At 47.4% G+C, this 12,544-nt stretch carries 13 protein-coding genes; 8 read left to right on the forward strand and 5 right to left on the reverse strand.

Annotated features, from left to right (window positions below):
- Positions 1 to 24: 24 nt before the first annotated feature.
- On the reverse strand, positions 25 to 822 hold the full coding sequence (locus tag AB6805_RS10210; protein ID WP_370909323.1) for a 1,4-dihydroxy-6-naphthoate synthase: 798 nt from the start codon (positions 820 to 822) through the stop codon (positions 25 to 27).
- 26 nt (positions 823 to 848) lie between these two features.
- Positions 849 to 1,517 (reverse strand): futalosine hydrolase, encoded by a 669-nt coding sequence (gene mqnB, locus AB6805_RS10215; RefSeq protein WP_370909324.1) that lies wholly within the window; start codon positions 1,515 to 1,517, stop codon positions 849 to 851.
- Positions 1,518 to 1,631: 114 nt separating this feature from the next.
- Here mqnB and AB6805_RS10220 point away from each other — a divergent pair, with 114 nt between their 5' ends.
- The 3 genes from AB6805_RS10220 to fabD all read left to right on the forward strand — a co-directional run bounded on the left by AB6805_RS10220 (position 1,632) and on the right by fabD (position 3,689).
- Entirely contained in the window at positions 1,632 to 2,045 is a 414-nt protein-coding gene (locus AB6805_RS10220) for a 6-carboxytetrahydropterin synthase (protein ID WP_079469374.1), read from the forward strand.
- Between the two features lie 45 nt (positions 2,046 to 2,090).
- Positions 2,091 to 2,678 carry a GTP cyclohydrolase I FolE gene (gene folE / locus AB6805_RS10225; protein ID WP_370909325.1) on the forward strand — a complete coding sequence of 196 codons (588 nt, stop codon included), beginning with the start codon at positions 2,091 to 2,093 and terminating at the stop codon, positions 2,676 to 2,678.
- Between the two features lie 120 nt (positions 2,679 to 2,798).
- The gene (fabD, locus tag AB6805_RS10230; protein WP_370909326.1) at positions 2,799 to 3,689 is read left to right on the forward strand and encodes an ACP S-malonyltransferase; all 891 of its coding nucleotides are present in this window, start codon (positions 2,799 to 2,801) and stop codon (positions 3,687 to 3,689) included.
- 208 nt (positions 3,690 to 3,897) lie between these two features.
- On the opposite strand, the gene AB6805_RS10235 is transcribed toward fabD, so the two are convergent.
- Positions 3,898 to 4,752, reverse strand: coding sequence for a GNAT family N-acetyltransferase (locus AB6805_RS10235; protein ID WP_370909327.1), 855 nt, complete (start codon positions 4,750 to 4,752; stop codon positions 3,898 to 3,900).
- A gap of 71 nt (positions 4,753 to 4,823) precedes the next feature.
- On the reverse strand, positions 4,824 to 5,291 hold the full coding sequence (locus tag AB6805_RS10240; RefSeq protein WP_370909328.1) for an N-acetyltransferase family protein: 468 nt from the start codon (positions 5,289 to 5,291) through the stop codon (positions 4,824 to 4,826).
- Positions 5,292 to 5,522: 231 nt separating this feature from the next.
- On the opposite strand from AB6805_RS10240, the gene AB6805_RS10245 reads away from it, so the two are divergent.
- The 4 genes from AB6805_RS10245 to AB6805_RS10260 all read left to right on the forward strand — a co-directional run bounded on the left by AB6805_RS10245 (position 5,523) and on the right by AB6805_RS10260 (position 10,689).
- On the forward strand, positions 5,523 to 6,014 hold the full coding sequence (locus tag AB6805_RS10245) for a DinB family protein (protein ID WP_370909329.1): 492 nt from the start codon (positions 5,523 to 5,525) through the stop codon (positions 6,012 to 6,014).
- A gap of 48 nt (positions 6,015 to 6,062) precedes the next feature.
- Complete coding sequence (locus AB6805_RS10250; protein WP_370909330.1) at positions 6,063 to 6,758, forward strand: NUDIX domain-containing protein; 696 nt, start codon at positions 6,063 to 6,065, stop codon at positions 6,756 to 6,758.
- A gap of 74 nt (positions 6,759 to 6,832) precedes the next feature.
- Positions 6,833 to 8,755, forward strand: coding sequence for a sensor histidine kinase (locus AB6805_RS10255; RefSeq protein ID WP_370909331.1), 1,923 nt, complete (start codon positions 6,833 to 6,835; stop codon positions 8,753 to 8,755).
- On the forward strand, positions 8,752 to 10,689 hold the full coding sequence (locus AB6805_RS10260; protein WP_370909332.1) for a sensor histidine kinase: 1,938 nt from the start codon (positions 8,752 to 8,754) through the stop codon (positions 10,687 to 10,689). Before AB6805_RS10255 ends, AB6805_RS10260 begins: the two co-directional genes overlap by 4 nt.
- Positions 10,690 to 10,739: 50 nt before the next feature.
- Here AB6805_RS10260 and AB6805_RS10265 read toward each other — a convergent pair whose 3' ends face one another.
- Entirely contained in the window at positions 10,740 to 11,750 is a 1,011-nt protein-coding gene (locus tag AB6805_RS10265) for a beta-ketoacyl-ACP synthase III (RefSeq protein ID WP_370909333.1), read from the reverse strand.
- Between the two features lie 190 nt (positions 11,751 to 11,940).
- Between AB6805_RS10265 and ruvA the strand changes: the two genes are divergently transcribed.
- Complete coding sequence (ruvA, locus tag AB6805_RS10270) at positions 11,941 to 12,528, forward strand: Holliday junction branch migration protein RuvA (RefSeq protein WP_370909334.1); 588 nt, start codon at positions 11,941 to 11,943, stop codon at positions 12,526 to 12,528.
- Positions 12,529 to 12,544: the final 16 nt, after the last annotated feature.

Genomic DNA, 12,544 nt, shown 5'->3' on the forward strand with positions numbered 1-12,544 from the left:
AAAAGAACGAAAAAATCGGCTGCTTTACGGGCGGATTTTTTCCGCTGCTTCCATCAGCGCTACTACGGCGGCTTTGCCTTCTTCGCCCAGGTCTAAGCTGAAATCATTCACATACAGATCAATATGCTGGCGCATCACGGATTCATCCATTTCCTGCGCGTGTGATTTCACATAGTCAGACAGCTGAGGGTAAGTAGTATAGCTGTTTTGCAGGCTTTTATGGATCAGCGCATCCAGTTGCGCACGGGTCGCTTCAGGCACATCTTTACGGATAAAGATGCCTCCCAGCGGGATAGGATTACCGGTGGTTTGTTCCCAGTACTCGCCCATGTCCATCAGCTTTACGAGGCCTTTGAGCTGGTAAGTGAAGCGGTTTTCGTGGATGATCACGCCGGCGTCCACATCACCGTTCAGCACTGCGTTTTCAATTTCTGAAAACAGCATTACCTTTTTATTGGTGGCTTCGGGGAAAGCGATGGAGAACAGCAGGTTGGCAGTCGTGTTTTCTCCGGGAATGGCGATGGTCAGATTTTTTATCTCTTCGCGGGGAATATCCTTCTTTGCAATGAGCAAGGGGCCGCAGCCACGTCCCAGTGCACTGCCGCTGTTGAGCAGTTCGTATTGATCTTTTACCTTGAGGTATACGGCAAAACTCAGCTTTGTAATGGCCAGTTTGCCTTGTAGTGCCCAGTTGTTCAGTGTTTCCACATCTTCCAGGTGGGTATCGAAGGTAAATTCCCTGGTGTCTATTTTGTTGTTTACCAGTGCGTCAAAAATGAAAGTATCATTCGGGCAAGGTGAAAAACCTAAAGATAAATGCATAGCTATCAAAATTTTATAGTCTGTCGTTAAATGCCGGCCAGTGTTTCCACGGTTTTTATCAGTTCGTCGTTGAGTGTTTTTATTGCCAGGGGAATCTTCCATTTGCTTTTATCCCTGATTTCCACATAGTTAGAGATACTTCGCAGCTGAAAAAACGGTATTTCTTCCAACAGGCAGGCATAGTGAAAGGCGGCGCCCTCCATGCTTTCTATGTCGGGGTCGTATTTGGCCACCAGCTTTGTTATGGTAGATTCGCTGCCGCTTACCAGGTTTACGCTCACCCCGGTAGCAGTGGGCAGGGGAGGTACTTCGGGCAATCCGGCAAAGGTGTTCACCAGGCTGCTACCGGTGAAGGGCGGCTGTGATGGCTGCCATAGCTGTATATCAAATAAATCTTTAAACTGATCATTGTCTTCCGCGCCCAGGTCGGCCAGGTATTCGCGTTTAATGAGTACCACCTGTCCCAGCTCCCAGCTGTGGCGGAAACTACCGCCAATACCCGCCTGTATGGCTATATCGGGCCGGTTTACCACCAGGTGCCTCCCGAGGCTGAAAGCGGTGTGCATCATGCCAATACCCGCAATCAGTATGTCTATATTGCAGTTCGCGGCTTTAAGGGCCGGAATGTGCTGGTCGATGTACTGTAAAAAAGGCTGTATTTCCAGCGTGGTAGCCGCGGTCACCAATATTTTCATCCCGTAAAAATACAGCAAAAATGATTGCTCCCCATGTAAAACAATTGACAGGAATTAGGATAAATTGGCTCTACTCACTTAATAGTGGTATTTTTGCAAAAATTTTTTGCAATAATGATTTATTTAACGCGAGTAGAGAACTTCAATGCTGCGCATAAGTTATCTAACCCGGGCTGGAGCAAAGAAAAGAACGAAGAGGTTTTCGGTAAATGCGCCAACGAGAACTGGCATGGTCATAATTACGAACTGCACGTCACTATAAAAGGTAATCCTGATCCGGAAACGGGTTTTGTATTTAATGCCAAGACTTTAGGGGTAATTATCCGGGATGCGGTGATAGAAAAGATCGATCACCGGAACCTGAATATGGATGTCGATTTTATGAAAGATAAATTCACTTCCGCTGAAAATTTATCGATCGCTATCTGGGATCAGCTGGCCAAACACCTGCCTGCAGAAGTGCAGCTGCATTGTATCAAACTGTATGAAACCCCGCGCATCTACGTAGAGTACTATGGTGGCAAGTAATGCCTGTATATTACCGGCCTTTGACATTTGTTAAATCATATAAGAATGGCGTATAATAAGAACGAGAGTTACGATGAAAAGATCACGTCCGGTCTTGTTGAAAACTATAAAGAATGCCTGCACCTGCTGGGGGAAGATCCTGAAAGGGAAGGACTGTTGAAAACACCTGAACGGATGGCTAAAGCCATGCAGTTCATCACACAGGGATATCAGCAGGACGCGCGCGAAATACTGGAAGGAGCGAAGTTTACCGAAGCATATAGTGAAATGGTGATTGTAAAAGACATCGAGTTATACTCTATGTGTGAACATCACATGCTGCCCTTCTTCGGAAAGGCCCACGTAGCCTATATCCCCAACGGGTATATCACCGGCCTGAGCAAAATAGCCAGGGTGGTGGATGTATATGCCCGCCGCTTACAGGTACAGGAACGTTTAACACACCAGATCCTGGATGCTATCCAGGAAACCCTGCAGCCGCAGGGCGTTGCAGTGGTAATTGAAGCGCAACACCTTTGTATGATGATGCGCGGCGTACAAAAACAAAATTCCCTTACCACCACGTCTGCTTTCAGTGGCCAGTTCGAACATGGTACCACCAGGGCCGAATTCATGAAACTGATCAGCAAATAAAATAATTTATATTACGGATTACGGATTTATGGGTAGATGATAATAGTAATTTATATTTATCAGCTACCTGTAAATCCGTAATTCTTATTTATATTTGAAAAAATATTAATTTATATCCACATGAAGCATGCTTACGTATTTCCCGGACAAGGTTCCCAGTTTCCGGGTATGGGCAAAAATCTGTACGACACCAACACAAAAGCAAAAGAACTTTTTGAACAGGCAAACGACATTTTAGGCTTCCGTATTTCTGATATCATGTTCAATGGTACAGAGGAAGACCTGAAACAAACCAACGTTACACAGCCAGCCGTATTTCTGCATGCAGTGATCGCCTTCCTCTGCACGGAACATTCCCGGCCCGAAATGGTGGCAGGTCACTCCCTCGGGGAATTTTCCGCCCTCGTAGCCAATGGCGTATTGTCCTTTGAAGCTGCCCTGAAACTGGTGGCTATCCGCGCCAATGCCATGCAGAAAGCCTGTGAGCTGCAGCCCTCCACCATGGCCGCAGTACTGGCCCTGGATGATGCTAAAGTAGAAGAAATATGTGCTGCTGTTACCGCCGAAACGGGCGAAATAGTAGTACCTGCCAATTATAATTGTCCCGGCCAGCTGGTAATTTCCGGTACCCTCAAAGGCGTGGAAATTGCCTGTGAAAGAATGAAGGCCGCCGGCGCCAAAAGAGCGCTGATCCTGCCGGTAGGTGGCGCGTTCCACTCTCCTTTAATGGCTTCTGCCAAAGAAGAGTTACAGGCAGCCATCAACACCACCACCTTCAATAATCCTTCCTGCCCGGTATACCAGAACGTGGTAGCCGTAGCCGTAACAGCACCTGCACAGATCAAACAAAACCTGATCGATCAGTTAACCGGCGCTGTGAGATGGACACAATCCGTTCAGGCTATGGTGGCCGACGGCGGTAAAGAATTCACCGAAGTAGGCCCCGGTAAAGTACTACAGGGACTGATCCAGAAAATCAACAAGGAAACGGTGGTAAACGGGATTAATTAATGCAGCGGATTTTGTCTTCCTCAGGATTAAACTTATTACACTGATTACGCTGATTTGATCACTTTTTGATTTTAAATGATTATGGGAGATATAAGCGGATATTTTCGCTGATATCTCCCATAATCATTTAAAATCCTCTAAAAAATCCAAAAAGTAAAATCAAAGTAATCAATAAAATCAGCGTAATCAGCGGGAAAGACAAAATCCGCTATAATACAATCTCCATCTCGTACTGCGACAGGTAATGCATCAACCCCGCCTGTTGCAGGAATTTGTCGATCTCCGGAAAATGTTCATCGATATTAATAATGCTCACTGCCGCGCCCATAAACTGATCGGCCGCGTATTGCAATAAGGCGCTGCCTACTCCTTTTCTGCGGAACTCCGGGTGTACCGCTATATTCCTGATTCTGCGGGTATCTTTGTGAACACTGATAAAGCCTGCCGTTTGCCCGTCCACAGTAGCTTCCCAGGTCACTGTAAAAGGCGCTTCCCGCTGTATGCTGCTCACGCTGTTGGACCAGGTGGGCATCATATCCATAAACGTAGCCAGCAGGGGCCAGTCGGGTGTTGTATTTTCTTTTATGGAGATGCCCGCCGGATTTTTATGCGTTTTTATATTGCCTTTGAAAGAATGAATGGTGCGGGTTTTATGAAACCCCGTATTCGTATATGCTTTGATGGCAGGAAGGTTGGTGCTGATTACTTCCAGTATTATTTTACGGATACCCTGCAGCTGGTATGCAGGAATAAACTGGTCATACATTTTCTGCACGAGGTGCTGGCCGCGGTATTGGGGAATAATGCCGGTGCCGCCGTTGTATAATACGGTTGGATGCGCTTTGTCGTCCACAGCATGTAAAATGAAGCCGCCAAGTGAATTCCCGGCAAAGGCGCCGATAGAATAATCCCGTAGCAGGTTTTCGCCCTGCATCTTTTGTTCCAGTATAGAGGGAGTGAGATGCAGCGGTACTATATAATCGCTGAAAGCCGCGTTGAAAGTGTCGCAGAGGTCGGGTGTGGGTACGTTGTAAAGTGTCCGGAAGTCATGGATAAAAATCATAGTGGAATGGTATGTCATCAATATTAACGAGGATTAACGACATACCGTTCCGGAATTGTATGAGCGGAAAATTATTGCAGTTCTATGCTGACATTAATCCATTCAGGATCAAATTTATCCGTATATTTTTGGTAGAAATTAATGGCAGGCGTGTTCCATTCCAACACCTGGAATACGATGCCGCTGAACTGCTTTTCCTTTGCTTCAATGATCAGCTGATCAAACAGCAGCTTGCCGATGCCCCGGCCCCGCCAGTTCTCTGTAACAATAATATCTTCCAGGTACATCCGGCAACCTTTCCAGGTAGAGTAGCGGGTATAATACAGCGCAAACCCGTGGATCACTTCCTGCCCGTTAACTGCAGTGGAGGCTACAAATGCCTTCCACACCGGGTTGGGGCCAAATCCGGCTTCCTCAAAATGTTCCTGGCTCACCGTTACTTCTTCTGATGCTTTTTCATACGCCGCCAGTTCCCGGATCAGTTCCATCAACCTGGCACTGTCTTCTCTTCGTGCAACCCTTAACGTTATATCTTCCATATCTGTTATATTAATCAGGTACCCTGGCCGTTTGTTTATACACACCCGTTTGCAGGAACAGCCTCCGGCCGCAGGCTGCAAATTAATCAAAATTGCGAAGTCTGTCGCCGCCATGCATTCCCGTACACGGATGCCCACGTACCGGCAACTAAATATCGGTGGGTTAAAATGACAAACAATATTGTAATTTGTAGGTTGTTTGGGATGGAAACGGCATTAATCTCTTCTTACATGAAAAATATGCTTGCGCATTATACTGCTTACAATTGCTGGGCAAACCAGCAGCTGGCAAAGGGGTTACTTAAACTAACAGATGAACAGCTGGACCGGGAGCTGGGAGGAGGTTTGTCTACATTGCGCGCGGCCGTTTATCACCTGTGGCATACGGAAAGCCTCTGGTATCAACGCTTACAGCTCACGGAGAAAACAACCGATCCTACGGCGGGCTTCAGCGGGAGCTTTGCGGCAGCCTGCGCTGCCTGGCTTACACAGTCGGCACAACTGGAAGAATGGGTACAAAAGGCCAGCGAGGTAAGGCTGAACCACACCGTTGCCTACACCCTCAAAAAGAGTGAGCACTATAAAATAGCGGTGCAGGATGTGATCATGCAGGTGTGCAACAGTAGTACCTTTTACCGTGGTCAACTCGTATATATGTTAGCGTTGTTGGGGATAAGTAAGATACCGGCTATGGAATACAGTCGTTTTAAGCCGAAAAAATAGGTTGGTTTTGTTATTTTTGATAGATTTTCCGCCTTTTAAAATTCCTATATGAATGCTGCTTCTTTTTATGCTAAAGCCCCGAAACACCTGGTGGCAGTAGATTGTATCATCTTCGGTTTTGATGAGGGCCGCCTGAAATTATTGATTATGCAACGTAAAGTTGCCCCTATGGCTGGTGAATGGTCACTGGTAGGCGGCTTTGTGCAGGAAGATGAAAGTACCGATGAAGCGGCCGCCCGCGTGCTGGAACATACCACCGGGTTGAATGATATTTACATGAACCAATTGCATTGCTACGGTAATGTAGGCCGTGATACCGGCGCCAGGGTAATATCTGTTGCCTATTATGCCCTGATACGTATTAAAAACCACGATAAACCGCTGGCCCGTGAACATGGTGCGCACTGGCTGGAACTCCACGAAATACCGGAACTGATCTTTGATCATACAAAAATGATTGAAGACGCACTGGCCGCACTCCGCAACAATGCACAGTTCCACCCCATTGGATTTGAACTGCTGCCGGAGAAATTTACCCTCTCGCAACTGAGAAGTCTCTACGAAGAGATCTACCAGAAAACCCTCGATAAACGTAACTTCCGGAAGAAGATCCTGTCGCTGGATGTGATGGAAAAACTGGAGGAAAAAGACAAAACCTCCTCCAAAAAAGGCGCACACCTGTATCGCTTCGATCCTGAAAAATATGAAGCCCTGAAACGTAAGGGATTGGTATTTGAAATCTAGGGGGTAAAATGAACAAAATGGATGGAAGCAGGGACTGTAAATAAAATTATTTTACAGGCCGCTGATTCCCTTTTATGTCATGTTTACGCCGTATGGGCCTGTGTGCCCTGCTTTTTATTTCGCGGACATTGTGCGCCCAGCACAATGATATTGTAGCAATTAAGCATGCGTTACCACGGTTAACGGACAGTGCGGACTATGCAGATGCGTTAAACAGGATATCATCGTTGTATCTGCCGCGCCAGCTGGACAGCAGCGGGGCAGATGCCAGGCGCGCCAACGAACTGTCGGAGCGTATCCATTACAGCAAAGGACAACGCGACGCATTACGGGGCATGGGCCGGTACTATGCCCTGAGACCCCACCGGTATCTTTCCTTTCTCTTTTATGACAATGCACTGGCTGCCTGCCGCGCTGCCGGCGACTCCGCAGGGGTTACCGTGTCACTGATGAATATTGGCACCTTTTATCAATACCAGCAAAAACATGTGGAAGCGCAGCACTATATCAACAAGGCACTGAAAGTTGCCTGGGATGCAGGGTTAGACTCCCTGCGGGCATGGGTACTGGTTAGTTACTACCTTATTAATGAATCGGATTCCACCGCTTTACCCGTTGCACAAAAAGCACTGAAACAGGCCATCAACCTCACACACAGGTATAACGACGCCCCGGGTATTTTATACACCCGCTTATTTGCAGCGCACGAACAACTGCGTGCGGGCGAAACCCGGAAAGCAGAAGAAACCCTGAAAGAGACAATGGCCGCGGCCGGCAGTGCAGGTTTTAATTACATCGCCATGTACGCCTGCATGCAGCTAACAGGCTATTGTATCTGGCAAAGAAAGGCAGATTCGTTGCTATATCAGCGCAAATCGGTGGACTATGCAGTAGCAGGCGGATACACCGGGTTAATGCTTCCCGTGATCACCGGGCTGTATAACACCTGCCTGCAATCGGGAGACACTCCCCAGGCCAACGGTTACAGCCGCCTCGCCCTCGGCGTAATGCAGCAGCAACAGGAAGACATGCAGGCCGGCGAAGCAGATTATCTTTCCTACGCCTTTGGCGATGAATGGCTGGATTCCCTCCGGCTGCAACACCACTCACAACGGGAGCAACTTAGCTTTAATAAAGCCGCAAATCACTTCTGGTATTATCAACTGCTGATTATTGCGGGTATTGCCATCCTGCTCGTCGTCCTCCTCACATACTATGTGCGCGCCCACCGCCTCTCCCGGAAAAATGCCGCCAGTATGGCCACGTTGCAGGAAGAGATCCGCCTGGGCAATAAAGCGCTCCAGGATAACGACGACTTTAAGAATAAACTGATTTCCATGATCGCGCATGATTTCAGAACACCCCTGTATAACATCGTTAATATCACAGGGTTTATAGATGAAAAAGCGCTCACCGTAACAGATGCTGCCAGCATGATTGTGCAGGTGGAACATACGGCCTCGGATACCCTGGTTATTTTTGAAGAAATATTACGATGGATCCGTACCCAATTGTCCGGCTTCGTGTACCATCCGAAAATATTCCTGCTGGAAGAAATGATCAGTGCCACGGCGAATGCCCTGCAACATTTACTTGCGGCGAAAGACATCCGGTTATCGATCGACATTCCCGCAGGTACCACCGTTCAGGCAGACTATGAAATGTTGCAGTTCATCCACCGGAATTTTTTGCATAATGCAGTTAAATTTTCGCCCGACTATGGCGTAATAACAATTAAGGCTATACGTAAAAATAACTGGCTTACGGTTTCTTTTGCTGATGAAGGCTCCGGCATCGATGCCGCTGTACTGCCGCATCTCTTTAACTGGAACAGCCACACCAGCGAGCCCGAACGTGCAGGGAAAGGCGCCGGGCTGGCACTCATCATCTGCAAGGATTTTATAGATAAAATGAACGGAAAAATAAAGGCGGAAAACAATTATGAGGAAGGCAGCACCTTTTACTATCAGCTGCCGGAATCACCGGAAACAGCATGACGCGCAGCATAAACAACTCATATTACCAACGCAGGGTATCCGCCACGTTGCTGGCGCTCGCATTGTTGTGCACTGCACAGCGTGCTGTTCCCCAAAGTCCGCAGCTGCCGGAATTGCTGCATGAGTTGTCTGTTCAGCAGGATAGCATCGCTTATATCAACACCCTGGGGAAACTCGGGGCGCTGTACATGATGATTAACCTCGACAGCAGCTTTATCTATGCCATCAGGGAATATGAAATGGCCGGACGATGGCAGTATAAACAAGGCCTGGCAGACGCCTGCGATGTAATGAGTTTCTGCTACGCCCTGAGAACAGATTTTAATGTAGCCGGCATTTATGGCTACGAAGCACTGCGGCTGCATAAAGCGTCATCAGACAGTGCCCGCATCGCTAAAACACTGAGCAACCTGTATCTCTATTACCGGAATATGGGCCGGCCGGCAGATGCCAATAACTATTTCTATGAAGCCTTTCATATGGCTGCCAGGCTCCCCGCATCGCAGGATTCTATCTACAGTATACTATTGGTAAATTACGCGATGCGTTTTTACAGGGATAGTACCCGTAAGGACTCCGTACAATGGGCATTACAAACAGCTGCGCGTATCAGTAAGAAGTATCCGCAAAGCCGGTTGCCGTTGTACATCGACGCTTACGCAGCAGATACGCTGGTAATACAGGGACGTGGAAAAGAGGCAGAGGCCAGGATCAACAACCTGGCTGCTGCTGCATTGAACAGGGGACTGCCCTATGTGGCCATGGATATTTATAACCGGTTGGAAGACTATCACCGGCTCGGCTACCATACAGATTCTACCCGTTACCGGGAGCTGTCTTATGAGCTGGCAAAAAAAGCAGGATGCATTGAGCTGAACCTGCCGGTGCTGGCGGGGTTGTACGACTACTACCAACGGCATAACAACGTTGTGAAAACCGGTTATTACAGCCGGGAAATCATGCGGCTGGCCGCGCAACACCGCTACCAGCAGGGAAAGGATCCTATTAATTACATGGCCTTCTTCTTAAAAGAACAATCCCTGCAACAGCTGTCGCGCAGCAATAGGCAGCAACAACTGGAGCTGGAACAGGTGCAGTTGCGGAAAAAGCATAGCCAGTTTGTAATAGCGGGCCTGTTTATTATTGTGATCCTGCTGTTTATCCTGCTTTACAGCAGATACCGGCAATACATCACCTGGCAGGAACAGGAAGATGCCATTTCAGACAGTTATACACAGGTATCGCTTAAAAATGTGGCCCTGCGGGCAAATGATGAGTTTAAGAACAAGCTGATTACCATCATCGCCAACGACTTCCGCGCACCGCTGTATTATATTTCGGAGGTGGCCATGAAGCTGCGGAATCAGGAGGCCGGCCAGCCCGCCATGGCTGCTTTGATCAGGGAAATTGCGTCGGTATCCGGTAACACACTCTGTGTATTTGACAACATTTTAATGTGGATCCGCATGCAGTTGTCGGGGTTTGCTTATCAGGGAACACATTGCCAGCTGAGTGATATCTTCCGGCAGGTATTAAAACAAACAGCGGCTGCTGTAAAGGAAAAAATACTGGTGGTAGTTAACCTGCTGCCGGAAGGGGCGGTGGTAATGGCGGATCCGGAAATGCTCCGTATAGCACAGCTGCACCTGCTGCGGCTTTCCATACAGTATGCACAGCCGGGCAGCCTGCTGATCTTGTCGGCCTGGAACAACGAAGGGGCAGTATATATCCGCATCATTGCCGATGCCGGCCCTGCTACAGAAGAGATCTTGCAGCAACTGGCCTGCTGGCAGTACGATATGTATGCCCTTAGCTACGCTATTACCCGGGATTTTATGGAAAAGATGAAAGGGACTGTATTGGCTACCGCCAGTGAAGGACGGTACCTGGTGTTTACGGCCGTGCTGGAAGGCGTAAAAAACACAAACGGATAACAGCTGCGGGTGATCCGTCACTGTTATCCGTTGTAATATCGGGAGTAAGGTTATTTGCCGTATTGATCGCCGTCGTACGCCCACTTGATGTAGTTGGCGCCCCAGGTGAATCCGCCGCCAAAGGCAGCCATCATTACGTTGTCGCCTTTTTTAAGCTGCTTTTCGTAATCCCACAGGCATAAAGGAATAGTGCCCGCGGTAGTGTTACCATAGCGATGAATATTCATCATTACTTTCTCATCCGGTACATTGATGTATTGGGAAGTAGCCGCAATGATACGTTTGTTCGCCTGGTGGGGTACCAGCCATGAAATATCGTTTGAGGTAAGGTTATTGCGTTCCATTACATCCTTCGCGGCTTCCGCCATGTTGGAAACGGCGTATTTAAACACCATTTTACCTTCCTGGTATACGTAGTGTTCGCGGTTGTTTACGGTTTCAATGGTGGCAGGTTTTACAGAGCCGCCGGCCTTCATGTGGAGGTATTCACGGCCGTGACCATCACTTTTCAGGATGCTGTCAATTAACCCGAAACCTTCTGTATTGGCTTCCAGCAATACGCCACCGGCGCCATCGCCAAAGATGATACAGGTGGTTCTGTCGGTATAATCAATGATAGAACTCATTTTGTCGGCCCCGATGACCATTACTTTGGCGTAACGGCCACTTTCAATGAACCGGGCGCCGGTTTCCAGGGCATATAAAAAGCCGGAACAGGCAGCGCTGATATCAAAGCCAAAAGCGTTTTTAGCGCCAATTTTGTCGGTTACCACGTTGGCAGTAGCGGGAAAAGTCATATCAGGGGTTACGGTGGCCACAATCAACAGATCGATTTCTTCGGGGGAAATTCCTCTCTTTTTGCAGATTTCCAATGCTACCGGAACACACAAATCAGAAGTACCTTTCCCTTCTCCCTTCAATATCCTTCTCTCCGAAATGCCCGTCCGGGTTAATATCCAGTCGTTCGTTGTATCTACTAATTTTTCTAATTCCTGGTTGGTTAGCACGTAATCGGGAACATACCCACCCACCGCTGTAATAGCGGCCGTTATTTTATTCATATAAACTAAATATGTGTTTAAAACGAGGCGTAAAAATACGATATAAACGTATATTTCCTAAAAAAGTCGCATATGACAAATATTAGGGATTGTCAATCCGTTAAAAGTTAGCATCTTTGCCCCGGTTTTCCCGGATACATTATTAACCATTTTCCAAAAGTTTAATTAATTTACTGAACCTTTACCTCGTATGATTGCTTATCTGAATGGTAAATTAGCATATAAATCACCTGCTCTTGTTCATATGGATGTGAATGGAATCGGTTATGAAGTACAGATTAGCCTGAATACATATTCCCGTATACAGAATATGGAAAGTTGCAAACTGTTGACCTTCCTCCAGATTAAAGAAGATGCACACACGTTATATGGTTTTTTTGAAGAAGCAGAAAGAAGCCTTTTTCTGCTGCTGATCAGTGTTTCAGGGGTAGGTGCGAGTACCGCGCGCATGATGTTGTCGTCCTTACAACCGGAAGATGTACAACGCGCTATCATGATGGAAAATGAAAAAATGCTAGAAAGCGTGAAAGGGATCGGTGCGAAAACAGCCAAAAGAATCATCCTGGAACTCAAAGACAAATTGACGAAGCATAAGGATACCGGTATACATTTATCTGCAAACGTGAACAATACAATCCACGAAGATGCGTTAAATGCTCTGATAACTCTGGGGATAGCCCGGGGTATGGCAGAATCATCTATCCAGAAGGTCATGAAAACCGAGCCGCTATTGCAAAATTTGGAAGAACTGATAAAGAAGGCTCTGAAAACGTTATAAGAAGTAAATAAAATCC

This window comes from Chitinophaga sp. RCC_12 (assembly GCF_041360695.1).
In the GTDB taxonomy this organism is placed as follows: domain Bacteria; phylum Bacteroidota; class Bacteroidia; order Chitinophagales; family Chitinophagaceae; genus Chitinophaga.